Origin of the sequence: Paenibacillus sp. LPE1-1-1.1 (genome assembly GCF_040676435.1) — a bacterium.
GTDB lineage: Bacteria > Bacillota > Bacilli > Paenibacillales > Paenibacillaceae > Pristimantibacillus.
Map to the genome: position 1 here is coordinate 293,523 of NZ_JBEGHY010000001.1, position 25,354 is coordinate 318,876.

General features: G+C 50.1%; 27 protein-coding genes. 2 read left to right on the forward strand and 25 right to left on the reverse strand.

Annotated features, from left to right (window positions below; translation table 11 throughout):
* Positions 1–38: 38 nt before the first annotated feature.
* The 7 genes from MRBLPE1_RS01460 to rplS form a co-directional block, all read right to left on the reverse strand.
* Positions 39–446: a YraN family protein gene (locus MRBLPE1_RS01460; RefSeq protein WP_364140627.1), complete on the reverse strand. Its 408-nt coding sequence runs from the start codon at positions 444–446 to the stop codon at positions 39–41.
* The gene (locus MRBLPE1_RS01465) at positions 436–744 is read right to left on the reverse strand and encodes an EscU/YscU/HrcU family type III secretion system export apparatus switch protein (RefSeq protein WP_364140630.1); all 309 of its coding nucleotides are present in this window, start codon (positions 742–744) and stop codon (positions 436–438) included. Before MRBLPE1_RS01465 ends, MRBLPE1_RS01460 begins: the two co-directional genes overlap by 11 nt.
* On the reverse strand, positions 741–2,594 hold the full coding sequence (locus MRBLPE1_RS01470) for a hypothetical protein (protein ID WP_364140632.1): 1,854 nt from the start codon (positions 2,592–2,594) through the stop codon (positions 741–743). Before MRBLPE1_RS01470 ends, MRBLPE1_RS01465 begins: the two co-directional genes overlap by 4 nt.
* Before the next feature lie 249 nt (positions 2,595–2,843).
* A complete protein-coding gene (locus MRBLPE1_RS01475; protein ID WP_364140635.1) occupies positions 2,844–3,458 on the reverse strand; it encodes a ribonuclease HII in 615 nt (204 codons plus the stop codon).
* A gap of 21 nt (positions 3,459–3,479) precedes the next feature.
* Complete coding sequence (gene ylqF / locus MRBLPE1_RS01480) at positions 3,480–4,346, reverse strand: ribosome biogenesis GTPase YlqF (RefSeq protein ID WP_364140638.1); 867 nt, start codon at positions 4,344–4,346, stop codon at positions 3,480–3,482.
* A 9-nt stretch (positions 4,347–4,355) separates the two neighbouring features.
* On the reverse strand, positions 4,356–4,967 hold the full coding sequence (lepB, locus tag MRBLPE1_RS01485) for a signal peptidase I (protein WP_364144417.1): 612 nt from the start codon (positions 4,965–4,967) through the stop codon (positions 4,356–4,358).
* 181 nt (positions 4,968–5,148) lie between these two features.
* Positions 5,149–5,490, reverse strand: coding sequence for a 50S ribosomal protein L19 (gene rplS / locus MRBLPE1_RS01490; RefSeq protein WP_053375699.1), 342 nt, complete (start codon positions 5,488–5,490; stop codon positions 5,149–5,151).
* 210 nt (positions 5,491–5,700) lie between these two features.
* Here rplS and MRBLPE1_RS01495 point away from each other — a divergent pair, with 210 nt between their 5' ends.
* Positions 5,701–7,104, forward strand: a complete 1,404-nt coding sequence (locus tag MRBLPE1_RS01495; protein WP_364140640.1) for a CAP-associated domain-containing protein — start codon at positions 5,701–5,703, stop codon at positions 7,102–7,104.
* A 73-nt stretch (positions 7,105–7,177) separates the two neighbouring features.
* Here the strand turns inward: MRBLPE1_RS01495 and trmD are convergent, their stop codons facing one another.
* The 18 genes from trmD to MRBLPE1_RS01585 all read right to left on the reverse strand — a co-directional run bounded on the left by trmD (position 7,178) and on the right by MRBLPE1_RS01585 (position 23,922).
* A complete protein-coding gene (gene trmD / locus MRBLPE1_RS01500; protein ID WP_364140642.1) occupies positions 7,178–7,930 on the reverse strand; it encodes a tRNA (guanosine(37)-N1)-methyltransferase TrmD in 753 nt (250 codons plus the stop codon).
* Between the two features lie 3 nt (positions 7,931–7,933).
* A complete protein-coding gene (gene rimM / locus MRBLPE1_RS01505; RefSeq protein ID WP_364140645.1) occupies positions 7,934–8,458 on the reverse strand; it encodes a ribosome maturation factor RimM in 525 nt (174 codons plus the stop codon).
* Between the two features lie 260 nt (positions 8,459–8,718).
* Positions 8,719–8,949: a KH domain-containing protein gene (locus tag MRBLPE1_RS01510; RefSeq protein WP_053375695.1), complete on the reverse strand. Its 231-nt coding sequence runs from the start codon at positions 8,947–8,949 to the stop codon at positions 8,719–8,721.
* A gap of 25 nt (positions 8,950–8,974) precedes the next feature.
* A complete protein-coding gene (gene rpsP, locus MRBLPE1_RS01515; RefSeq protein WP_056637034.1) occupies positions 8,975–9,247 on the reverse strand; it encodes a 30S ribosomal protein S16 in 273 nt (90 codons plus the stop codon).
* A 32-nt stretch (positions 9,248–9,279) separates the two neighbouring features.
* Positions 9,280–10,656, reverse strand: a complete 1,377-nt coding sequence (gene ffh / locus MRBLPE1_RS01520) for a signal recognition particle protein (RefSeq protein ID WP_364140649.1) — start codon at positions 10,654–10,656, stop codon at positions 9,280–9,282.
* Positions 10,657–10,682: 26 nt separating this feature from the next.
* Positions 10,683–11,045: a YlxM family DNA-binding protein gene (gene ylxM, locus MRBLPE1_RS01525; RefSeq protein WP_364140652.1), complete on the reverse strand. Its 363-nt coding sequence runs from the start codon at positions 11,043–11,045 to the stop codon at positions 10,683–10,685.
* Between the two features lie 166 nt (positions 11,046–11,211).
* Positions 11,212–12,219 (reverse strand): signal recognition particle-docking protein FtsY, encoded by a 1,008-nt coding sequence (ftsY, locus tag MRBLPE1_RS01530; RefSeq protein ID WP_364140655.1) that lies wholly within the window; start codon positions 12,217–12,219, stop codon positions 11,212–11,214.
* A 41-nt stretch (positions 12,220–12,260) separates the two neighbouring features.
* On the reverse strand, positions 12,261–15,836 hold the full coding sequence (gene smc / locus MRBLPE1_RS01535) for a chromosome segregation protein SMC (RefSeq protein WP_364140658.1): 3,576 nt from the start codon (positions 15,834–15,836) through the stop codon (positions 12,261–12,263).
* 230 nt (positions 15,837–16,066) lie between these two features.
* Complete coding sequence (gene rnc / locus MRBLPE1_RS01540; protein ID WP_364140661.1) at positions 16,067–16,771, reverse strand: ribonuclease III; 705 nt, start codon at positions 16,769–16,771, stop codon at positions 16,067–16,069.
* Positions 16,761–18,002, reverse strand: coding sequence for a beta-ketoacyl-ACP synthase II (gene fabF, locus MRBLPE1_RS01545; RefSeq protein WP_364140663.1), 1,242 nt, complete (start codon positions 18,000–18,002; stop codon positions 16,761–16,763). Before fabF ends, rnc begins: the two co-directional genes overlap by 11 nt.
* A 292-nt stretch (positions 18,003–18,294) precedes the next feature.
* Positions 18,295–18,528 (reverse strand): acyl carrier protein, encoded by a 234-nt coding sequence (locus MRBLPE1_RS01550; protein ID WP_053375686.1) that lies wholly within the window; start codon positions 18,526–18,528, stop codon positions 18,295–18,297.
* Positions 18,529–18,619: 91 nt separating this feature from the next.
* A complete protein-coding gene (fabG, locus tag MRBLPE1_RS01555) occupies positions 18,620–19,369 on the reverse strand; it encodes a 3-oxoacyl-[acyl-carrier-protein] reductase (protein WP_364140664.1) in 750 nt (249 codons plus the stop codon).
* Positions 19,370–19,384: 15 nt separating this feature from the next.
* Positions 19,385–20,323: an ACP S-malonyltransferase gene (gene fabD / locus MRBLPE1_RS01560; RefSeq protein WP_364140667.1), complete on the reverse strand. Its 939-nt coding sequence runs from the start codon at positions 20,321–20,323 to the stop codon at positions 19,385–19,387.
* Between the two features lie 23 nt (positions 20,324–20,346).
* On the reverse strand, positions 20,347–21,333 hold the full coding sequence (locus MRBLPE1_RS01565) for a beta-ketoacyl-ACP synthase III (RefSeq protein WP_364140670.1): 987 nt from the start codon (positions 21,331–21,333) through the stop codon (positions 20,347–20,349).
* A gap of 9 nt (positions 21,334–21,342) precedes the next feature.
* Positions 21,343–22,332 carry a phosphate acyltransferase PlsX gene (gene plsX / locus MRBLPE1_RS01570; RefSeq protein ID WP_364140673.1) on the reverse strand — a complete coding sequence of 330 codons (990 nt, stop codon included), beginning with the start codon at positions 22,330–22,332 and terminating at the stop codon, positions 21,343–21,345.
* Complete coding sequence (gene fapR, locus MRBLPE1_RS01575; protein WP_364144420.1) at positions 22,316–22,912, reverse strand: transcription factor FapR; 597 nt, start codon at positions 22,910–22,912, stop codon at positions 22,316–22,318. The genes plsX and fapR overlap by 17 nt, the downstream gene beginning before the upstream one ends.
* A 276-nt stretch (positions 22,913–23,188) precedes the next feature.
* The gene (gene rpmF, locus MRBLPE1_RS01580; protein ID WP_006036546.1) at positions 23,189–23,362 is read right to left on the reverse strand and encodes a 50S ribosomal protein L32; all 174 of its coding nucleotides are present in this window, start codon (positions 23,360–23,362) and stop codon (positions 23,189–23,191) included.
* A gap of 38 nt (positions 23,363–23,400) precedes the next feature.
* Complete coding sequence (locus tag MRBLPE1_RS01585) at positions 23,401–23,922, reverse strand: YceD family protein (protein WP_364140677.1); 522 nt, start codon at positions 23,920–23,922, stop codon at positions 23,401–23,403.
* 161 nt (positions 23,923–24,083) lie between these two features.
* Between MRBLPE1_RS01585 and MRBLPE1_RS01590 the strand changes: the two genes are divergently transcribed.
* A complete protein-coding gene (locus tag MRBLPE1_RS01590; protein ID WP_364140680.1) occupies positions 24,084–25,343 on the forward strand; it encodes a nucleotidyltransferase in 1,260 nt (419 codons plus the stop codon).
* Positions 25,344–25,354 lie beyond the last annotated feature (11 nt).

The following is a 25,354-nucleotide window of genomic DNA, read 5'->3' on the forward strand; positions in this document are numbered from 1 at the left end:
TGGTGTACTCCTAAAAGAGCCCTTATTTGGCGGATTCGCTAAAAAGCTCCTTGATAATGCTTGCATGCGATAATTTTGTCATCTATTCGGTCTATCGTAACAGCAATGACATCAAACCGCAGAGAAGCATCCAAGCGCCCAATGCTGCGCAAATAAACCTGTGCCGTATTCCTCACCTTTTGCTGCTTGCGATAGTCGACAGATTCTGCCGCCGTGCCGAACCTGCCGCCTTCCCTTCTCGCCCGCACCTCAATAAATATAAGCCTGTCTTCATATTCTGCGATGATATCGATCTCTCCGCTGCGGCAACGCCAATTCCGTTCAACGATGGAATATTGCGCTTCGGTTAAATAAACGCAAGCTGCATTCTCGCCAAGCTCGCCAGTTTGCTTTCTACTGTCGCGTTTGTTCTGTGCACTCAGGTAACCCTTCCCATTATCCGTCAATCATATCCCTCGCTTTGCGGTCTGAGCGATAGACGAAGCTCAAAATTTCAGCTACCAACGTATAAAGCTCTGGAGGAATCTCTTGATCGATATCGAGCCTGGAGAGCACCTCGACTAGCGAGGAGTCCTCTTGAACGGGAATCCCATTTTCTTTTGCCCGCTCAAGTATGAGATCTGCGATATACCCTTTTCCTTTGGCTACCATGACCGGAGCCGTTCGTTCACCCGGCTGGTACCGAAGAGCTACCGCTTTCTTAACTTTTGCCGGCTGCGCTTTGTTTTCTTGGTCGCTGGTCATATCCGATAATCCACTCCTTTATAACGGTTCGCTGAAAAAGCGGACATTTCGGTCATTTGCTGATTCTTAGGCGCCAATGCCGTCGGTGAGGCTTCTTCCCCTTTATTTTCGTTGGCCTTTGGCAGCGGCGTAGTGCGCAAAGAGAGCAGCTGGTAGCCGGCAGCCTGAAGGCTGCCTGCGATTTCGGTCCGGGAAGACTCTGCAAGCCCAGATATAGCCGGATGGTCATTCCATAAATTCAAGCTTACGATTTTGTCCATGACATTCACGTCAACCATCGTATCGCCAAGCGTATTCATGGACAAATTGAACAGCAGTCGGCAATTGGAAGAGTCTAATTCGCCTTTGCTTCCGCGTCTTGTTTGTATATGCACGGATGCGGTTTGTTTGCCGTCTGCGCTATTAAGTGGAATAAACATCGTTACATGGGTAAGAACTGAATTATTGCGCTCAGGCGTTAATAAAAGCTGCTGCCCCGTTATTTGTTGCACAAGCTGCTGAGCGGTCTCTTTTACCGCTGGCGGCGTATTATCCGCTGATACCAGAGCCAGGAGTGCGCTTTTAAGTGATTCATGCTGTACCGCAGGCGCCGGGTCCGGCGATTGAATACTGTCAGCTATCCCCGCTGCGACGAGCCCTGCAGCCCTTTCAATACCTTGCCTGTAGTCTTGTACCCTAACCGGACGCTGTTCTTCGCTTTCAGTAAACTCCAGTTTAACTGCTTGCTCAACATCGGCTGTTGGCACGGTTCCTTGTTTAATCGTCCCCTCGGGTTGATTATTAGGCGTAACGGGGGGATTATGGGCAAGCAAAGGTTGCTTTACGGAAGTATCTCCGGAAGAAGCCGACTGCGTCGATGACGGCGGTGTTGATTGAACCGGCTGGTTCGGCTGAGGATCGCTCGTAAGCGACTTCGCAAGCTGCAGCTCGTGATCCACCCCCATCCATTTCATCATCTGGCCAAGCCAATTAGGCTGGTTGGCTGCCGGCTTGACGGTTTGCGGCAAACCTTTATCTGCAGAACCTTCCTCGAAAGTATTCATCTTAGCTGTACTTTCTTGCTGCGTGTCTTGCTTTACATTCGGCATATTTTGGGTTTTCGCGGCAGCGACTTCTTTTCCAGCGTCACCATCCGAGCTTGCGGCCTCTATCGCAGCTGCCGCACCGCGAAGGAGCTCCATTCCTTCTGACAGAAGGGCTTGCACGCGAACTGCGGCATGGTTTATTGGCTTGCTTTCCGTTTCCAGGCCATCCGCTTTGCTCATCGACAGCGTCGAAAGCTGCTGCTGCAGCGTATCCAGCAGCTCATGCGCGCTTTTTCCAAACATAACCTGCTGCATGGCTCCCACCGCGCCACCTGTCATTGGCAATCCGCGTTTAAATGCAGCGGAGGCGGACTGCATCCATTGCTCCGCATCGCCGCCTGCCGGCATCGCCGAGGCAGCCTGCTGAAATGCTTGCGCGACCTCGCGGTTAAGGATTACGCCTTCCTTGCGCAAATCCTTCACGAGCTGGACTGCCCATTTCTGTTCAGGCAATGCCAACTGCTTCGCCCATTCCTTGAACGTATCCTCCGGTAAGCCTACTTGACCTGGCTCAACCTGTTTAAGCATGACGAGCGCTCCGCTTGACTGCGGCTGGACTTGAAGCATTGCGGTTTGACCTGCATGCAGGGGCAGCTCCAGCTTTGCCCTGACCTGCACACCGTTAATTTGTACAAGCGCCTCGTTATTTTCCATCACCTGCAGGATGACTCCGCGTACAATCTGTCCAACCTTAAGCTCTACCGCTCTTGTATCCGTACTTGAAGCTTCACCCAAGAAGCTTCGCATCATTTGGCTAATATTCATCTGCTCATCCGCCTCCGCTGCTTTTGCGCCAACTTGCGCATCTAAGCGTTCCTTGCTGTCTCTATGTATTTTCTTGCGACTGCATTAATCCTATAAGCCTTATATCGGTCATCATGCGCAAAGCATGAAGCTATTCGCCCCAAAAAATGTTCTCCAAACAAAATAACGCCCGATAAGTACACAAGGCATTCTTTGCCTCGTACTACTAATCGAGCGTTAAATCCTTTTTCATTTCATAAAAAGGAGCCGTTAAAAAAGCAATAATTGCTCCTCCGAAAACAAATTGCCAAGAAACGACCTGCGATGCAGGGGGCTTGGCCCATTTTCGAGCAATCGTTCACGGTGCAGCTTTGTTGCGTAGCCTTTATGAATCGCGATTCCGTATGCAGGGTATTCCGTCTCCCATTCCGATGCGCAGAGCCTATCGCGGGTAACCTTGGCTACTATTGATGCAGCTGCAATGCTCTGGCTCGTCGCATCCCCTTTGATGATGGATTGCTGCGGCAATGCCACATCCACTTTCTCCGCATCGATAAGCAAATAATCGGATTGAATTTGCAAAGACTCTACGGCAATCTTCATGGCAAGCCGTGCCGCCTGCTTGATATTGATACGATCGATCGTTTCTGCGTCGACGCGAGCCGCCGACCAGGCGACGCATTCCTGCAAAATAATATCGTAAAGCTGGTCACGTTTCTTCTCGGACAGCTTTTTTGAATCATTTACCCCTTCAATCACCAGGCCAGGCGGCAAAATAACGGCAGCTGCGACCACATCTCCGAAGAGACAGCCCCGTCCTACCTCATCTACGCCCGCAATGGCTTTATAGCCTTCCTGCCATAACGACTGTTCGTATTGCAGCACGTTACGTTCCCCCGTTTCACATCAATAAGGCGGAGCCTCAAGCGTAATCCGTCCCAGCTTTCCTGAGCGCAAATCACGCAAAATAATGCCTGATGTCTTCTCCAAATCGACGTGTCCGCCGCTAACAAGGCATCCTCTGCGCCGCCCGATGTCTTCCATTACCCGCACGATTTCATCCGAATCCGATGTATCCTTCGGCGGTGTTTCAAGCTCATAACGTTCTTTGATGTTAGGCCAGTAGCGATCTACCAGTTCACGCATTGCAAAAAAAGCAATATCGTCAACGTTCAAGATTTGCTCCCTGATCGCGCCCGTCATCGCAAGCCGATAGCCGACAAGCTCGTCCTCGAATTTCGGCCACAAAATGCCTGGCGTATCGAGGAGCTCCATTTCCGTACCGATCTTTATCCACTGTTGCCCTTTCGTCACGCCTGGACGGTCGCCTGTTAAAGCAATCGCACGGCCGGCGAGTTTATTGATCAGCGTCGATTTCCCGACATTCGGTATGCCGACAATAAGGCCGCGAAGCGCGCGCGGGTTAATTCCTTTGTTGATCTGACGGGCAATTTTCTCATGTAAAATCTGCTTCGCCTTTAACGGTACCTCATTTACCTTCGTGCCCGTTGACGAATCGATTGCAATCGATTCATGGCCCTCGTTGCGAAAATAAGCCATCCATTGCTCCGTTGTCTTAGGATCAGCCAAATCGGATTTATTCAGTACGATCAATCTTGGCTTTCCGTTCAATATTTCCTCAATCATCGGATTGCGGCTTGAAAGCGGAACTCGGGCATCCAATAGTTCGATGGCAAGATCGATTAGTTTCAGCTTGTCTTGTATTTGCCGTTTCGCCCGGGTCATATGACCCGGAAACCATTGAATGGTCATTTACTCACCTCATTTTGTCCAGTGCTTAATAAACTCCAGCTTGTTCAGCGGCCAAAAAATAATATCGGCGCGGCCTACAACCTCTTTATCGGATACAAACCCGATCACGCGGCTGTCCGTGCTGTCGCTTCGGTTATCGCCAAGCGCAAAGATCGTATCCTCCGGGACGACAACTTCAGCTACATCGGAGGTCGCTCCTTTTTCGTTGTAAAGCCTGCCCTCGGCATGTGCTGCCTCAACGGCTTCTTTAATATACGGCTCATCGATTTTATTATCATTGATATAGAGGTCATCACCTTCAAGCCTTATCTTGTCCCCCGGCACGCCGATAACCCGTTTAATAAATTTACGGCCTTGCTCTGGAACATCGAATACGACGACTTCTCCAAATTTAGGCTCGCGAATCGTATACAATATTTTGTTTACAATCAACCGTTCGCCCGTCTCGAAGTTGGGTTGCATAGAAGGACCGTCGACGATGAAAGGCGAAAACAAAAATTGACGTATAAGAAATACGAGAACGACAGCGATCACCAAAGCTTTGATCCATTCTACGATTTCTTTATATGCACCGCCCTGCTTGCCGGAGCCGGAAGCATGGACTGCTGCTCGATTAGGTATATTTTGCTGAATATCCTCATGGTCCTGCGAATCCTTTAGATCATGTTCATTGCCTGTCCCGTCATTTCGCTGCTGAGAGTCCACTCTGCCCGCCTTCTTCCCATATGCTGTAGTATGTAAATGACCTTTGAGAAAAAACGAAAAGGAGCTTGTTTGCGCAAGCCCCTCTTGTCGTTTGTTCTTAACGAATTTCTTTAATACGAGCAGCTTTTCCGCGAAGACTACGTAGGTAGTACAATTTCGCGCGACGTACTTTACCACGGCGAGCCACTTCGATTTTTTCGATTTTAGGCGAGTTAAGCGGGAAAGTTCTTTCCACACCAACACCGTAAGAAATTTTACGCACTGTAAAAGTTTCGCTAATACCACCGCCGCGACGTTTGATTACAACGCCTTCGAACAACTGGATACGCTCACGAGTTCCCTCGATAACTTTTACATGAACTTTTAGCGTGTCACCAGGACGAAAGTTCGGTAGACCTTGACGCAGGTTTTCTTGCGCAATTGTTTGCAAAAGATTCATTTGATTCACTCCTTCCGCCATAGACGTTCTTATAAGCTCGCCGAATTCCTCTGAACCGGGTCATCACTGATAGCGGACCGTCCGACTTTTCGAACAACATTAGAAATTTTACCATAGCCAGCCCAATATTACAATACGATTTTTTATTCCTATTTCATGTATACTGAAATATGACAAACACCGTCAGAAGAGGTGACTACTTTGCATTACATGAGTAAAACGGTTTCAGCGATTAAAAAAGGGGGAATATCGGCTGTCCTTTTATTGTTAGCTTTCTCTGCTCCTGCTCAAAGCTTCGGCGCAGCATCTGCTTTCAAGGATACGAACGGACACTGGGCAGGCTCGTATATAACCTGGGCCGTCGATCAAAAATTAGCACAGGGCTACGGCGATGGCTCCTTTAAACCCAATAATCTTATTAATGAAGCCGAATTTTTGGCTATGCTGTTAAGAACCTATAACTTGGCGGCTGAATCTCCTTCTGCCGGCAGCGCATGGTCAAAACCCTATTACGATTACGCTAACCATCACGGTTGGCCGCTCCTTCTCACTCCGCAAAATAATGAGTTACGAAGAGGCCAAGCTGCTCTCCTGCTCGCTTCTGCTGCCAATGGGAAAGCCTTCACGGAGCAAAGCGCAATCCAATGGCTGCTCGATGAGAAAATATCTAACGGCCGTACTTCTGCAACGGTTGCGGGCTTTATTCCGGACGGTAAGCTTACACGGGCGGAAGCGTTAACCTTCTTTTACAACCTCAAGCAGCACTCAAAAACATTATCGAACGCAAAAATATTAAAAACGAACCACTTACTCGGCGGGATCGCCCTGAACGATACGCTCGACAAGCTCCAGAAAACGCTCGGCAAACCGACTCGCGTTGATCCAAGCGAATACGGTTTCTCCTGGTATGTTTATCACGGAAGCTATAGTCATTTCATGATGTTCGGCGTTCAAAATTCCCGCGTCGTCGCGCTTTTCTCGAATGCAAGCGAGGACTGGGTGAGCCCATCCGGGATCATAATTGGGCAAACGGTTGAAAACGCTAAGAAACTTATAAAAAATGCAGTCAGTCCCGACCATAAGGATGACTATTATGCCTTTACCTTAGGCAGCGAACGAATTACCCTTTTCTACGACAGGCATGACGCAAACAAAGTTACAGGAATCTTGCGAATGAATCAATCGGTCTCTAAGCCTGTTAAGTCAGCTTATACAAGCAAGCTTGAATCGGCCTTCGAACAGCAGCTCTTCGATCTTGCAAATGCGGAGCGCGCCATCCGAGGCATCCCTCTATTCCAATGGGACAAGCTCGCAGCTGCTTCCGCGCATAACCACAGCAGCGATATGAATAATCGCGACTTTTTTGATCACATCAATCCGGACGGCTCCTCGCCGTTTGACCGTATGAAAGCAATGGGCGTCAAATATCACAGCGCAGCCGAGAATATTGCGGCTGGTTATGCGAACAGCCTTTTCGCCCACTACGGCTGGCTCAATTCCAAAACCGGACATCGAGAATCGCTGCTGGACAGGAAGCTCAAGCGGCTAGGAACGGGCGTTTCCGTTGGCGGAAGCTATCAAATCTATTATACCCAAAATTTTTATACCCCATAACACGGGTATACTGCTAATAACCAAGTAAAAGCCGCAGCGGAGGCCCGCTGCGGCTTTTATTTTGACCTGTCCATTATTTATCCGTTTTAGCCGCCTGCTGCCTCATCTGAGCAGCTAGCCACTTGCGTTCCTTGTCCGTTAGCGCTGCACTCTCTAGAAGGTCAGGACGCCGCTCAAGCGTTCTCAGCAGTGATTGCTCCCGCCGCCAAACCTCGATATTCGCATGATGCCCGGAAATTAAGACATCCGGGACCCCCCAGCCGCGAAATTCAGCAGGCCTGGTGTAATGAGGATGCTCTAAAAGCCCTGTGCTGTAAGAATCCGTAACGGCCGATGTCTCGTTTCCGAGCACGCCCGGGAGCAGTCTTACGACGCTGTCAATTAAAACCATTGCCGGAATTTCTCCGCCAGTAAGGACATAATCGCCTATGGAAAGCTCATCCGTCACAAGATGCTCCCGGATCCGCTCATCGTACCCCTCATAATGACCGCAGATGAGTACCAAATGCTTCTCCTTCGATAGCTCCTCTGCTTTTTGCTGCGTGAACTGCGCTCCTTGCGGGCATAGCAGAATGACACGCGGCTGTACGTTATTTTCCAGCTTAAGATCCTCAACGGCGGAAAAAACAGGCTCTGGCTTCAATACCATGCCGCCCCCGCCGCCGTATGGATAATCATCAACCGTATTGTGCTTGTTGCCTGAATAAGCTCGAAAATTGATCGCTTGAGGGTTAACGATCCCCTTTTCTTTCGCTTTCCCTAGAATGCTGGCATTAAACACGCCTTCGAACATTTCCGGAAACAGCGTGAGTACATCAATTTTCATCGGTTAAATCAATCCTTCCATCAAATGGACCGTCACGATTTTCTCTTTCTTGTCTACATTTATCAGAACATCATCTATAACGGGCAAAAGAAGCTGTTTGCCGGAGCCTTTTGGACGGTCAACGACCCACACGTCATTAGCGCCCGGGCTTAAAATTTCGGAAATAACGCCCAGCTCCTCCCCTTCTTCAGAAACCACGCGGCAGCCGATAATTTCATGGTAATAATATTCGCCTTCGTCAAGCTCAAGCTGCTTGTCCTCCGAAACCTTGAGCACCCAGCCTTTGTATTTCTCGACTTGATTAATATCGGTGAAGCCTTCGAGCTTCAATATGTATACGTTTTTGTTCGCGCGCGAGCTAATTATCTTTACTTCCAGCGAAGCTCCGCTTTCCTCGTTAAGCATAAGCAGCTTGCTGCCTGCTGCAAAACGAACCTCGGCAAAATCCGTTTGCGATAGGATTTTTAGCTCTCCTCGAATACCGTGCGTATTGACGACCTTTCCGACTGTAAACCATTTCTCGTTCATGACAACCAGCCCTTCATATGTGTATTGCCTTATTATACATGCAAAAACGGCATCGTTCCATGTTGGAGAACGAAGCCGTTATGAAATGCATACGCGCATAAATGACTTAACCAGCAACCGTCTGAGCTTGACGCCGTTATTTGGCGGTAAAAGCTCATTTCGCGTTGTTTTATAAGCGTATTTATTAACGCAAAATTATAGATCCGCAAATAATGAAAAAAGGCTAGGACATTCATCCTAACCTTCTCCCCGTACGTGCATCATGACATAATGTCGACGATGACGCGCTTTTGCGATTTGACGGAAGCAGAAGTCACTACCGTACGCATAGCTTTCGCTATGCGTCCCTGTTTACCGATGATTTTACCGATATCCTCGGGGTGAACCGAAAGCTCGTATATCGTGCCACGGTCATCATCCTTCACATTGATTTGCACCTGATCAGGATGATCAACCAATGCCTTCGCTATGACAAGAATCAATTCTTTCATCTCAAGGCCCTCCGCTATTCAACAGTTATTTCTGTTGCCGAAGCTCATGGAACTTTTTAAGAACACCAGCTTTGGAAAGCAAGTCGCGAACTGTATCAGAAGCTTGCGCTCCTGTTTGCAGCCATTTCAACGCTTTTTCTTCATCGATCTTAACTTGAGCCGGTTGTGCAACCGGGTTGTAAGTGCCGATCTCTTCGATAAAACGTCCGTCACGCGGCGAACGGGAATCCGAAACTACTACGCGGTAGAAAGGAGCTTTGTGAGCACCAATTCTTTTCAAACGAATACGTACTGCCATGAAAATTCACCTCCTTCAAAGAGTAAACTTTATTAAAACGGAAACTTCATATTTTTGCCGAGCATGCCCTTCAGGCCTTTCTTGCCGCCCTTCGGTCCTTTCGGCCCCATCATCGATGAGAATTGCTTCATCATTTTCTTCATGTCATCAAACTGTTTAATGAGGCGGTTAACTTCAACAATCGTCGTACCGCTTCCCGCAGCTACACGCTTACGGCGACTATGATTAAGCAGCTCGGGCTTTTGTTTCTCCTCTTTCGTCATGGAGCGGACAATCGCCTCGACACGGCCGATCTGCTTCTCATCGACCTTCATATCCTTCATGCCCTTCATTTTGTTCATGCCGGGCAGCATATCCATAATTTGATCAAGCGGTCCAAGGTTGCGAACCTGCTCCATCTGTTCAAGAAAATCATCAAACGTAAATTCAGCGGTACGCATTTTACGTTCCATTTCTTTCGCTTTGTCCGCATCGATGTTCGATTGAGCTTTCTCAATCAGCGATAGCATGTCACCCATACCGAGTATGCGAGAAGCCATGCGCTCAGGATGGAACGGCTCAAGGGAGTCGATCTTTTCACCCATCGCAGCGAACTTAATCGGACAACCTGTTACGGCTTTTACCGAAAGCGCCGCGCCACCGCGTGTGTCGCCGTCGAGCTTCGTCAACACGACACCCGTAAGGGCGAGCTGCTCGTGAAAGCTTTGCGCTACGTTTACCGCATCTTGGCCCGTCATCGCATCTACGACCAGAAGCACTTCATCCGGTTTCGTAACCTGATGGATTTGCTTAAGCTCTTCCATCAGCTCTTCGTCAATATGCAAACGGCCGGCGGTATCGATAATGACATAATCGTTGCCGTTCTGTTTCGCATGCTGCAATCCCGCACGCGCAATCTCTACAGGCGAGGTCTGATCCCCCATGGAGAAGACCGGCGCATTGATTTGATCACCAAGCACCTGCAGCTGCTTAATCGCAGCCGGACGATAAATGTCACATGCGATCAAAAGCGGCTTGTTGTTGCTTTTCTGAAGCAGCTTGGCCAGTTTTCCGGTCGTTGTAGTCTTACCGGCACCCTGTAAGCCCGCCATCATAATAACGGTAGGAGGCTTATTCGCCTTTGCCAGCTTGCTTTGCGTTCCGCCCATCAGTTCAGTGAGCTCTTTATTTACGATATCGATGACGACCATGCCGGGCGTGAAGCTCTTGGATACATCCAAGCCGATAGCCCGTTCCTTCACCTTCGCTATAAAGTCCTTCACGACTTTAAAGTTAACGTCCGCCTCAAGAAGCGCCAAACGCACCTCGCGCATTGCTTCGCTAACATCTTCCTCGGAAACCTTGCCTTTGCCCCTCAGCTTGCTGAACACATTTTGAAGCCGGCTCGATAAGCTTTCAAATGCTGCCATGTACCGTCACCTCCATTCATTATGTATTATTCGGCTAATTTAAACTGCTCGATTACGTTCATAAGCATCTGCCTATCTTGCTCGGCAAGAACAAGCTCATTCACGCTATTTATAAGCTGTTCGGTTATCTGCTGAAGCGAATCATGTCTCACCAGCAAGCCAAGCTTGCTCTCATAGCTTTCCAGCACCTGCTCGGCACGCTTGATATGCTCGTACACGGCCTGCCGGCTAATCCCGAATTCAGCTGCGATCTCTCCAAGCGAGAAATCATCGTGAAAATAATATTTGAGAAACGTCCGCTGCTTCTCAGTCAAGAGCGGCTCGTAAAAGTCGAACAACAAGTTTATTCGGGTCGTTTTGGATAAGGCATCTGGTTCATTTGCTTTCATCCCCTCAGCCCCTCCTGTTATTTAGCTTGTTTCGCCGACAAGGTAAACACCTTTACACCTGACAACGTCTTTTATAATACATGACGTCATAGGCTGCTGTCAAGCATTTCTCCTTGTCACCTTTACGATCGCTTAATGCATGCCGCTGCTTTCCCTTAAATCAGTGTTATTCCGTTTTTTTTTCCGATTCTTCCGCGTCCTCGCGTTGAATCAAACCGGCAAACAAGGCATGGATAAACTGCTCGGAATCAAACTGCTGAAGATCGCCCATCTTCTCGCCCAAGCCAACCAGCTTCACCGGCAAGCTGAGCTCATTGCGGATCGCAATAACGATACCGCCCTTCGCTGTACCGTCCAACTTCGTCAAGACCAGACCGGTAACCCCGCTCTTCTCCCCGAACAGCTTAGCTTGACTAAGCGCGTTTTGGCCAGTAGTCGCATCGAGCACAAGCAGGACCTCATGCGGAGCATCAGGCAGCTCGCGCTGGATTACGCGAAAAATCTTGTTGAGCTCTTCCATCAAGTTCGTTTTATTTTGCAGTCTTCCCGCCGTATCGCATAAGAGCACGTCTACGCCGCGCTGCTTAGCCGCTTGCACGGCATCGAACATAACGGCTGCCGGATCAGAGCCCGATTGCTGCTTAATAACATCTACCCCAACACGTTGGCCCCATACCTCGAGCTGTTCGATCGCTCCGGCACGGAACGTATCGCCAGCCGCCAGAAGCACGCTTTTGCCTTCGCTTTTGAACTTGTGCGCTAGCTTTCCGATCGTAGTCGTCTTGCCTACACCGTTAACGCCAACGAACAAAATCACGGTGATACCGCTCGGCGCCATGCGAAGGCCGGAATGGTCGTCACCCTTCATGAGGTTAATCAGTTTCTCGGATAAGATCGGCTGCAAGTCGGCTGCATCCTCGATTTTACGCTTCTTAACTTCGACGCGAAGATCGTCAATAAGCTGCATCACCGTATTGACGCCAACATCCGCGCCAATCAAAATTTCTTCCAGCTCCTCGTAAAACTGCTCGTCGATTTTTTTGCGGCGCGTAATAAGTTCTTCAACCTTTTCGACAAACGCCGTCCGCGTCTTCGTCAAACCTTCTTTGAAAATATTCGTTACCGCTTCTGTTTTCGTCGCGATGCTTTCCTTCAGCTTCTTAAAAAAACTCATCGTTTCCACTCCCTATCCTCACATTGCCGGCCGTTCTTTCTTTATGCGGATACCGGCTCTTCATCTTCAAGGCGCACGGAGACCAGCTTCGATACGCCGCCTTCCTCCATCGTAACACCGTACAGTACGTCCGCTTCTTCCATCGTGCCTTTGCGATGCGTCACGACGATAAACTGCGTCAGTTCCGAAAACTCTCGTAAATATTGCGCAAAACGCGATACGTTTGCTTCGTCGAGCGCGGCCTCAACCTCATCGAGCACGCAGAACGGAACCGGCTTTACCTGCAAAATCGCAAATAGCAAAGCGATTGCCGTCAAAGCCCGCTCTCCGCCGGAGAGCAGCTGCAGGTTTTGCAGCTTTTTGCCCGGCGGCTGCGCCACGATATCGATGCCTGTATCCAGCACGCGGTCCGGCTCTACGAGCACCAGATCAGCCCTGCCGCCGCCGAAAAGCTTCGCGAATACGACGACAAAATGTCCCCGGATCGCTTCGAAGGTAGTTCGGAAACGCTTCGACATCTCATCGTCCATTTCCCGGATAACCTGATACAGCGTCGTTTTGGCTTCGATCAAATCATTTTTCTGCTCGGACAGAAATTCAAATCGTTCGCTGACCCGCTCATATTCCTCGATTGCGCCAAGGTTAACGTCGCCTAGCGAGGTGATTTGGCGTTTAATGTCCCTAACCTCGTTCTGGGTACCCAGAACATCCTCCGGGATCGGATATTCTTCCTTTGCAAGCTCATAGCTTAGCTCATACTCCTCGCTGAGCTTGCGAAGGAGATTATCCAATTCTACATCAAGCCTGTTCGCGGCAATTTCCGTTTGTCTCATCTGCTCCTCGACTTGTCTAAGCTGGGCGCGCTGCTCCTTTGTCTCACTCTCGCCCTGATCGAGCTCCGTAATACGCTGCGCGCGCGCAGATCGTTTCAAATCCGTTTGTTCCGCGCATTCTTGTTTCTTAATGCGCAGGTGGTTAAGCTGTTCAATCTGCTGAACGGTCTCATTCGCGTGTCTGGAAATTTCTTCTTCCTGCTGTACAGCCAAGTCGCGAAGACTTTCCAGTTCCTGCTTCGCCCGCCCAATCTCAGCGCGCACGCGAGCCGATTGATCCTCGAATGAAAGCCTCTCCTGGTCCGTCTTCGCCGCAGCGATTTTAATATCGGTAAGCTGCCCCTGCAGCTCCTCTTTTGCAGACTCGCTCGCTTTGCGGCGCTCCTCCGCCATACGGATCGCTTCCTGCAGCCTCGCCTCGTCCACGACAAGCTGCTCTAAGCGCAGTTCTGCTGCCGCTGCCGCTGCTTGGACATCCTTCTGCTCGGATAAATGCGTGCTGCGGTCTGCCGAGTAAAGCTGCCGCTGCTCATCCAAGTGTTTCGCTTCGTTAAGGAGCTGCTGAAGCTCAGCCCTGATTTGCTGTTCCTCGATACGGCTTTTCTCGCCTTCTGCACGAAGCTCCTCAATATTATGAGTGCGAATGGAATGCTCCTTGCGTAAATCACTGAGTTTATCACGCAGCTGTCCGACCATTCTGCGAGCATCGGTAATTTCTTGGTCCAGCGCATCGATTTGACGTTGGCGGCCGAGCAAGCTGGCTCCTTTTTTCTGTAAGCTGCCTCCCGTCATCGAACCGCCGGCATTAACCACATCCCCTTCGAGGGTTACGACGCGGTAACGGTACTGGCATTTCGATGCGATCCGGTTTGCCTGTTCCAGCGTCTCGGCTAGCAGGACATTGCCGAGCAAGCTGTTAACAATCGCTGAATAGCGGGCATCAGAACTCACTAAATCAGCGGCAACGCCTACAAATCCTTCCACGGATTCCGCTGTACGCTTATCATGCTCCGGCACCTGCCTGCCGCGGATTACATCGAGCGGCAGGAACGTTGCCCGCCCCAGCTGACGCTGTTTCAGGAAAGCGATAGCCGTACGCGCCGTTTTCTCATCCTCCATGACGATATGCTGCAAGGCACCGCCGAGCGCCGTTTCTACGGCAGTCTCGATTCTTTCCGGTACGCGAACAAGCTCTGCAACGGCACCGTGAACTCCGGTGATGCCGCTATTTCCGCGTCTCGAGGCTTTAAGGACCTCCTTAACGCCTTGCATAAAGCCGTCTAACGCATCCTGCATTTCCTTCATCGTGTCGCGCCTTGAAATGTGGCTGTCGAGCTTTTGCTCCCACTTTCGGATCGCTAACGTAACTTCTTCCAGGCTCTGCGAAATCGTTCTCGTCTGCTCGGATTCGGCGAGCGTTTTGCTTCTTGCCTGCTCTAAACGAGCGAGCGTAGACTCAAGTGCCTTTGCAAGCTCCGAGCGTCTCTCGTCCAACTTCGTTTGCTGCTCCAGCCACTTGGTTTCATCCTCGCTTATCCGCTCCATGCGGCGCTGCAGCGTTTCTTGCTGCTGCGCCGCATAACGAATCTCATTGCGATGCTGCGCCATTGCGCTAAGCACCTCTAACAGCTCGCTTTTCAGCGTTTCTTCCGCATCAGCGACGGCACCGCCAGCGACGCCCAATAAACGCGCTTCCTCTTCCGAAATCTTAGAGCGAAGATCGGCCAGCTGAAGCTGTAGCGACGCTGCGCGGCTTCGGAATTCAGCTTCCTCCTGCGTCATTGTAATAATTCGAGCATCCTGCGCTGCAATCGATTCCTCGAGCTTTTGCTTGTTTTGCTCCAAATTGCGCTTGCGCTCCTTCAGAACCTCGCCATAGCCCTCGCATTTTTCGAAATCCTCGCTGATTTGAAGCATTGCTTCATGCAGCTGATCAAGCTCCTGCTCCAAATCCCGAAGCTGCTGACGGTCTTTCTCTAAATGGGCATCATGCTTGCTGACGACAGTGGAAAGCTGAAGCTGTTCCTGCTGCAGGCGCTCCAGCTTGCCGCTAGTTTCGGTCCATGAACCGTGAATCTGTTCAATGTTATGTACGTACATTGAAATTTCTTTCGTCTTCAACTGCTCCTTTAGCGCTTTGAAATGAATCGCTTTCTCTGACTGCTTGCGGAGCGGCCCTACCTGATCCTCAAGCTCCGTAACGAGATCGTGAATGCGCAGCAGATTTTGTTCGGTTTCGTCGAGCTTCCTCTGCGCTTCGCGTTTACGCGACTTATACTTGACAATGCCGGAGGCTTCCTCGAAAATACCGCGCCGGTCCTCCGAGCGCGTGCTTAAAATTTCTTCAATTCGGCCTTGTCCAATGATGGAGTAGGCCTCTTTACCGATACCGGTGTCCATAAATAGCTCGGTAATATCTTTTAGCCTGCACGGCTGTTTATTAATCAAATATTCGCTATCTCCGCTCCGATGCACGCGTCTGGTTACGGTAACCTCGTTATATTCAAGAGGCAGCGCATTATCCGCATTATCGAGAGTGAGTGATACCTCGCTGTAGTTTACAGCCTTTCGGGCATCGCTTCCCGCAAAAATAATATCCTCCATCTTGCCGCCGCGCAGACTCTTCGCGCTTTGCTCGCCAAGCACCCAGCGTATGCCGTCCGAAATATTACTTTTACCGCTGCCGTTCGGACCTACTACCGCGGTGATGCCGGTTACGAATTCCATTTCAGTCCGATCAGCGAAAGACTTAAAGCCTGATAATTCAATCCGTTTCAGAAACATGTCTTGGTTTTCACCTCACCCCTCATTGTACCACATCTTATGGGTCTTGATAACCATTCCAGCCGCTATTTGAGGCATGCGAATCCTCCGTTTTCTTCAACTAATCACTGTACATGCAACTATTTTCAAAATATAGGTATTTATGCATTTAAAAGGTATAGTGTTCTTTTATGATTAAAAAAGAGAGCATCCCTCAGGCCGAATGGCCTTACAGATGCTCTCTTTGCTCATTATGCTTGTTCCTGCGACAGTGTACGCCACGCTTCCGCGGCAGCACGTTGCTCCGCTTCCTTCTTTGTTCTTCCGCTGCCAACGCCAAAGCGCTCTTCGCCGAGATATACCTCGACGACAAACTCACGGTCATGCGCAGGTCCGCGTTCCTCGATGATCCGATACTCGACTGCGCCAAGTCCGTGATGCTGCGAACGTTCCTGAAGCTTCGACTTGGAATCCTTCACGAGAAGGCCATAATCGTTAGACTCTACAAAAGGAAACATATGCTCATTGAGGAAGGCTCTGGTCTGATCAATCCCTGCATCCAGGAAAATAGCACCGACAAAAGACTCGAACAAATCGGCCAGCAGCGCTTGGCGCTGCCTGCCTCCAAGCTGTTCCTCGCCGCGCCCCAGCAATACATGCGAGCCAAGCTCCAGCCGTTCTGCAAACTGCGCTAAAGACGGCTCGCAGACGATGGATGCACGCATTCTCGTAAGTTCACCCTCAGGCCGCTGCGGATAAGTCGCAAACAAATATTCCGACACCAGCAGCTGTAGAACCGCATCGCCCAAAAATTCCAAACGCTCATTATCCTGAGCAGACCCGCGTTTATGTTCGTTTACATAAGAGGTATGGGTGAAAGCCTGCTTGAGCAGCTTCGTCCGCTTGAAGCTGAGCTGCAGCCGCTGCTGCAGCTCATAGAAGGAATCACGCTTCATAAACTTTCATCACGATCGATGCATTGTGACCGCCAAAGCCAAATGAGTTAGACAATGCCGTTCTCACATTTGCTTCACGCGGCTTATTCGGAACATAATCGAGATCGCATTCCGGATCTTGATTATCCAAATTGATAGTCGGAGCAATGATGCCGTTCTTGAGCGTCAAACCGAGTATAACTGCTTCTACGCCACCCGCAGCGCCAAGCAAATGGCCTGTCATTGATTTTGTAGAGCTTACCGCCACTTTATAGGCATGATCGCCAAGCGCTTTCTTGATCGCCTTCGTCTCGGAGCGATCGCCTACCGGCGTCGATGTGCCGTGCGCATTGATGTAGTCGATTTCAGATGGTTCGACTCCAGCATCCTTAAGCGCCTTCACCATGCAGCGAGCAGCGCCGTCCGGGTCTGGCTCCGTCATGTGATGAGCGTCGCCGCTCATGCCATAACCGATCACTTCAGCGTAAATCTTCGCTCCGCGCGCCTGCGCATGCTCCAGTGATTCCAGCACCAGTACGCCGGCACCCTCGCCCATTACGAAACCGTCGCGATCGATATCAAACGGCCGGCTTGCCTTTTCAGGTTCATTGTTCCGAACGGACATGGCCCGCATCGAGCAGAAGCCTGCCATTCCTGTCGGTCTAATCGTTGCTTCAGCTCCGCCTGCAATCATCACATCGGCATCGCCGCGTTGAATCAGTTTGAAGGAATCACCGATGGAGTGCGTCCCTGTCGCGCAAGCGGTAACCGCCGTGCTGTTCGGTCCTTTAGCGCCCGTAAGCATCGATACTTGGCCGGAAGCCATGTTCGCGATCATCATCGGAATAAAGAACGGGCTCACGCGTTTAGGGCCTTTCTCCAGCAGGATATTGTGCTGGTCTTCCCAAGTGCCGAGTCCGCCGATTCCCGAGCCGACCATAACGCCAACGCGTTCAGGATCAGCATTTTGACCGATTTGCAAATCTGCATCCTTGACCGCCAATTGGCTGGCTACAGCCGCGAATTGCACGAAACGGTCCATTCTGCGCGCTTCCTTCTTATCTAAACCGTAATCCTCGGGATTAAAGTTTTTAACTTCTGCGGCAATATATGTGGGGTAGTCGGAGAAATCGAAAGCCTCAACAACCGATACGCCCGATTTTCCTTCCAGCAGGTTACTCCAAAATTGTTCCAAATCAGAACCTAGCGAAGTAATAACACCCATACCCGTAACCACTACTCTTTGTTTCATTCGATTCACCTCTGTATCCAGCAGTTTGGATGAGCACATGGCATCATCTTGTTTCGATAAAATCATGTTTCTCTAATGCGTATACCCTGCTTATATTTCTCGGTAAATACAAGCCAGGCCGTTCCTCGACGGTGAGAGCCTTTACGCTCGAAATATAAGGAGGTATAAATTCATTGCGCTTGAAGCCCTTTACGCTTGTTTATGTAAAAGCCGTGACGCCTGCATAATTAATTTAACGGAAACGGTCTAGATGGAGAGAAGTCCCGTTTATTAAAAACGGGACTTGTCCTTCTTACGTATGAGATTGTATGTATTTAACTACTTCTCCCACAGTGGTGATAGTCTCTGCATCTTCATCAGAGATTTCCATATCAAACTCGTCTTCCAGCTCCATGACCAATTCAACGACATCAAGAGAGTCAGCGCCGAGGTCATCTTTAAATGAAGCTTCTAGTGTAACTTCCGCTTCGTCTACGCCTAGTCGGTCGATGACGATACGTTTTACGCGATCTACTACTTCGGACATCCGGTTCACCTCCTCCATGGTATTATACGAGAATTAAAGATAAATTGCCATACGTAACCGTTTTAATTCCCCAATAGGGAATTATTTCGTGTTACATATACATCCCGCCGTCCACATGAATCGTCTGTCCAGTCATATAGGCTGAGGCATCGGAAGCAAGAAAACGGACGGCATTTGCGATGTCGCTCGGATCACCGAGACGGGCAAGCGGAATTTGGCCAGACAAGGCTTGGCGCGTTTCTTCCGGCAGCTTGTCCGTCATTTCGGTTTGAATAAATCCCGGGGCAACGCAGTTAACTGTAATGCCGCGGGAAGCAAGCTCGCGTGCGCTAGCCTTAGTCAAACCAATTACGCCGGCTTTCGCCGCAACATAGTTAGCTTGCCCAGGATTTCCGAGCACACCAACGACCGAAGAAATATTAATGATGCGGCCGGAACGCTGCTTCATCATCGGGCGAGTGACCGATTTAATGCCATTGAAGACACCTTTAAGGTTCGTCTCGATGACTTGGTCAAACTCGTCTTCCTTCATACGCATGATTAAATTATCTCTTGTAATACCCGCATTATTCACTAAAATATCAACCGCGCCGAATTGCGCGATGACTTCCTTGACCATCGCTTCAAATTCATCGCTTTTGCCAACATTTGCTTTTAGGACGATTGCGCGTCTGCCAAGCGCTTCAACGGCCTCTGCCGTTTCTGCTGCCGCCGCCTCGCTGCCAGAGTAATTAATGGCAACGTCTGCTCCTGCCTCGGCGAGAGCTATGGCAATCGATCTGCCGATACCTCGCGATGCGCCTGTTACAAGAGCTTTCTTGCCTTCCAAGCTTCCAAACATGGTATCCCCTCCATCCTAAAGTTCGTTCACCTTCAGCGCTTCAAGCGCAGAGATACTGTTTATCGAAATGACGCGTAGATTTTTATCGATTTTTTTAATCAAGCCGGCAAGCACCGTGCCAGAACCAATCTCAACAAAAGTCTCGACACCTTGATCGATTAAGAAACGGATGCTGTCCTCCCACAGAACGGGAGAATAAACCTGCTCCACAAGCAAATTACGGATTTCGTCAGCAGATGTAACAGATGTAGCGTTAACGTTAGCTACAACAGGTACCGTTGCATCAAGCATCGCGATGCCAGCCAGCGTCGTTTGAAGATTTTCCGCTGCAGGTTTCATTAGAGACGAATGGAACGGACCGCTGACTTCAAGCGGAATAACCCGTTTTGCCCCCGCTTCTTCTTTGCCCCGCTGAACAACAGCTTCTACCCCGGCTGCCGTGCCCGATACGACAATTTGCCCCGGGCAATTCACATTTGCAAGTTCAACAGCCGTACCTTCCGCTGTAATCGCTGAGCATAGCGCAGCCAATGTGCCGCGCTCTGCGCCGAGCACGGCTGCCATTGCGCCTTGTCCGCTCGGGACGGCTTGCTCCATGAACTGTCCGCGCGCGCGGACCGTACGCACGGCATCTTCGAACGAAAGAACGCCAGCTGCTACGAGGGCGCTGTATTCTCCGAGACTGTGACCAGCTACGTAATCCGGCTTCATCCCGTGAACCTGCAAGGCTTCTAGCAAGGCTATGCTGACAGTAAGCAGCGCTGGCTGCGTATTCGCCGTTTGTTTCAGCACCTCATCCGGTCCTTCAAAAATAATATTGCTTAAGGAAAAGCCAAGCGCCCGATCCGCCTGTTCAAAAATCAAGCGTGAATGATCAAACGAATCGAATGCATCCTTACCCATTCCGACAGCCTGTGCGCCTTGTCCTGGAAAAACAAATGCAATTTTACTCAAGCGTGTTTCCTCCTCAACGTTTATTACCACACAAGAACGGAAGCTCCCCACGTCAAGCCGCCGCCGAAGCCCACAAGCACTATGCGGTCGCCTTCCTTCACGCGGCCCTGCTCGACTGCTTCCGCAAGAGCAACCGGAATCGAAGCCGAAGACATATTGCCGTATTTATCAAGATTGACCATGGCTTTCTCTTCTGACAGGTTCAGCCTGTTCAAAGCGGACTGGATAATACGGATATTGGCTTGATGCGGCACGAGAAGATCAACTTCTTCTTTCGCTATGCCCGCTTTCAGCAAAGCTTCTTCAGCTACGCTGCCCATAATTCTTACTGCGAATTTGAATACATCATTGCCTGCCATGTGAATATAGTGCTGTTTGTTTTGGATGCTCTCTTCTGAGGCCGGTACCCGCGAGCCGCCACCATGTACTTTGAGCAACTCGCCTCCACTGCCGTCTGCGCCAAGCTCAAACGACTGGAATCCGCGGCCCTCTTCGACTTCCCCCAGAACGACGGCACCTGCACCGTCTCCGAACAAGATGCATGTATTGCGGTCTGTGTAATCGGTAATCCGAGACAGAGTTTCGGCGCCTACAACAAGTACGTTTTTGTACAAACCGCTAGCAATCATGCTCGAACCTGTTGCAAGCCCGTAAATAAAACCGGAGCACGCGGCAGACAAGTCGAATGCCGCAGCTCTCTTCGCGCCCAGCTTATCCTGAAGCAGGCATGCCGTCGATGGAAAAAACATATCGGGCGTTATCGTAGCCACGATGATTAGATCGATATCTTCTGCTGTCAGACCTGCCGCGGCAATCGCTTCACGCGATGCATGAAGGGCAAGATCGGACGTCGCTTCCTCAACGGCCGCAAGGCGGCGTTCTTTAATGCCTGTGCGCGTTACGATCCACTCGTCATTCGTTTCCACCATTGCTTCCAGCTCTTTGTTCGTTAAAATACGTTCAGGAACGTATTTGCCCGTTCCGATTATTCCTACAGGATGTAAACCCATTTCGCACACTCACTTCCCGTTTATTTCTGCTGCTATTGTTTCAATCAGCTGGCCTTGAATCGCGCTTCTCGCTTGCCTAACCGCATTTTTCACGGCAAGCGCATCCGAAGAACCGTGGCATTTCACTACTAGCCCGTTTAACCCAAGAAGCGGGGCACCGCCATGCTCCTTATAGTCCATCCTTTTCTTCAAAGGCCTTAGCTTAGGCAGCAAAACCGCAGCAGCCAGCTTCGTCAGTAACGATTGGCTGAAAGCTTCTTTCAGCGACGTAAAAATCGTTCCCGCCGCGCCTTCCATTGCCTTCAGCATAATATTGCCGGCAAAGCCGTCGCAAACGAGTACATCGCAATTGCGGTTAAGGACATCCCTTGCTTCTACGTTTCCGATAAAATGGACAGGCGCCTGCTCCAGCAGCGCATAAGCAGCTTTAGCCATCTCGTTGCCCTTCATCGCTTCGGTGCCGACATTTAGAAGTCCGACTCTCGGATTAGCAAGGCCATGAACCTTAGCTCTGTAGATACTGCCCATAATTGCATATTGCAGCAAATGCTCCGGTTTGGCATCCATGTTCGCTCCCAGATCAAGCGTTAGAATACCGACATCATCCATTGTAGGCATCATCGGCGCAAGCGCCGGCCTCTCTATGCCGTCCATTCTCCCGACTACAAGCAATCCCGTGGCCATCAAGGCGCCGGTATTGCCTGCCGAGAGCATCGCGTCTGCTTGCTTCTCGCGAACGAGCTGTCCGGCAACAACCATGGATGCCCCTTTCTTGCGGCGCACCGCCTTTACCGGCTCATCATCGGGTCCGATAACCTCATCGGCATGACAAATAGTAACGTTAGCTGGTTTCTTTCCATTCATTAACGATTCAATAACAGACGTTTCACCTACGAGCAGCAGCTCTGTGTCCGGCCATTCCGCCGCGGCGTCCAGCGCACCTTGTACAATTAAACCGGGAGCATTATCCCCGCCCATAACATCAATAGCGATCCGCACGTTCGTCTCCTCCTTCTGTATCCGTGTCTCCCGCGGACCGATAAATTACAAAGTTACCTTGGAACACCATTTCATCGCCCACATAAGTAAAGAGCTCTACCTTTGCTTTGCTCCGTTCTCCCGATATGGAGCGGACGTAAGCCTTGGCGATGCACTTTTCTCCAAGCTTAACGGGTCGTATGAACCTAATATCTGCGGTTACAGTAAGGGCAATTTCGTCATCTATAATAGCAACGGCTAGTGAATTTGCTTGAGCAAACACATGATGGCCGCGTGCAATGCCGGTCCTTGAGAAAACATGTTCTTCCCGAATTTCAAATACCGAGATCCCGCTCTTGTCCAATTCCAAATCGACAATGTCGCCGATTACTTCATGCAATGGCAACGAACGTACGGAATCGTAAGAGCGTTCGGCCATCAGCTTCAGGCGTTCTCTCAGTTCAGGTATCCCAAGTTCCATCCGGTCAAGGCGAATCGTCTGGATGCTTACTTTGAGCAGTCGCGTGAGCTCCCGATCGTTTATAAAAGGATTTTCATCAATATATCGGGCAAGCTGCTGATGCCGCTGCCGTTTGGGCATTCGTTCGATGTTCGGCACCACCTTTACCATATAATACGATTAAGAACTCATTAACCGCGCCCCGGAATCCCGTAACAAGAAGCACGATTAGTATATGTATGTTGCTTGATATTATCACCTGGTACTAATTAAGTATATAAAAAAATGCGCCTGAGCGCAATGCTGCATAAAAAGTAACGATAGCGAACATTCCCTTTCACGAGGTGAACAATGCTGTCACTTAGAAAAAAATAGCACTCCATCAAATGATGAAGTGCTACCTCTGACATCAATTCACTATTGGGAAATGATCTCTTTTGTTTTGTAATATCCACAAACTTTACATACGTGGTGAGCCAATTTCAGCTCGCCGCATTGCTCACATTTCACCATGCCCGGTACTGCAAGTTTGAAATGCGTACGACGTTTATCACGGCGAGTCTTGGATGTTCTACGCTGAGGTACTGCCATATTTAACACCTCCTTCAAAAAATCAATCGGCACTACGCTTATTCCTTAAATAGATCCTTTAGCGCCGCAAAACGGACATCGACTTTCTCCGTTGAACAGCTGCATGTGCGCTCATTTAAGTTCTGTCCGCAAGTTTGACAGAGACCCTTGCAATCATTGCTGCAAAGCGGTGCAAAAGGCATGAACAGCTGAAGCGCTTCTTCCACATAAGGCCTCAGGTCCAGTCTTTCCGCATCTACTTCAATGAAGTCACTCTCTTCCTCTTCCATACCCTCTTCGCGTTCTTCGTTAGACGTTGCCCGCTTGAATACTTCCGAAAATCGAATAACCGTGTGATCCTTCACTGGTTCTAGGCAACGCGAGCAGGCGAGTTCGAGGTCAATGGCAAGCTTGCCATCAACTTCAATGAAGCCTTCGTGCCCAGTTACCTGAAGCGCTACATGAAGAGGTCCCGTACGATAAACATCTTGGCGTCCTTTAAAAAGGTCACTGACATCCAACTCTTCGTCGATTGTCGTTTTCAACCCTTTGGACATTGTTTCTTGAATATGAAACTGCATCAGATCACCCCAAACAAACAAAGATTATTATATCTATCAGACTACTGTTTTGTCAACATTTTCACACTGTTTTTCCATAACGCTTTAAGCAGGCCGTGATTGAGCTTCTTCTCTATGCTATAGTTAAACCACCAACATTTAACAGAGAGAGGATCAAGCGTATGCGTACAGTCGGACTTATTGTCGAATACAATCCTTTTCATAACGGACATTTGTATCATTTACAACAATCGCGCAAAATAACGCAGGCAGATGCAGTCATTGCCGTAATGAGCGGCAATTTTCTGCAGCGCGGCGAGCCCGCCCTGCTCGACAAATGGTCCCGCACGCGAATGGCGCTTGAAGGCGGCTGCGATCTCGTTATCGAACTGCCCGTTGCCTATGCCACGCAAGCAGCCGAATGGTTTGCCTACGGGGCTGTCTCTTTGCTCGAGGCCACAGGCGTCGTTGACAGCTTCTGCTTCGGTACGGAGAACGGCGAGCTTGAACCGCTGCTCCTAGCTGCTGATATCGTAGCACATGAGCCTCCAGCATTCAAAGTATTATTAAAACAGCTGCTGCAAACGGGGATTAGTTACCCGAGCGCATATAGCAGCGCCATAACCGCCTATTTAGCGGATCTGGGACATGCCTCTGCCGCAAATTTCCCATTTTCCCTGCCGAACCACACGCTAGGGCTTCATTATTTGCTTGCCCTGAAACGGCTGCATGGCAAAATGGAGCCTTACACCATTACACGCGAAAAAGCTCAATACAACCAAGAAACGCCGACAGACAGTCAGATTGCAAGTGCCACTGCCATTCGAAAGCTGCTGCTCGAGCATCGCTCGCTGGAAGACGCGCGCGCTTACGTGCCTGAGACTACGCTGCGTATCCTTCAGGAGGCATGGACGTCCGGGCGCTGCCCAATCAGCTGGGAGCCCTTCACACACGCATTGCTGCATGCGATCGTAACCCGCTCGCCAAACGAACTATCAGAATTACACGAGATTAACGAGGGCTTGGAGCACCGCATTCGCAATGCCCTGCCAGGCCTTTTTTCCGGGAGCTTCGACGAACTGCTGGAAGCATTGAAAACCAAGCGCTATACGCGAACTAAGCTGCAGCGGTCCCTCCTCGCTATCCTTCTCGGACACCGTAAAGAAGAATTCACCGCAGACAAGCTCGCTTCGGGCGTTGAATATATAAGAGTGCTCGGTTTCACCGAAAAAGGCAAGCTTTTATTGCGGCGCATGCGAGATTCAGCCACGCTGCCCGTGCTTCACAGCGCCGCTAGGCCGCCAAAACCGTTTCGGTTCCTGGAGCTCGACACGCAGGCCAGCAGCGTTTATATGCTCGGAGTTCCAGGCAAAACCTCTGTCAAATCCATGTTTCGTGATTTCACGGAAAGGCCGGTCGTTATTGAATCTGCTTCAAAGTAAGCAGAGAAGCG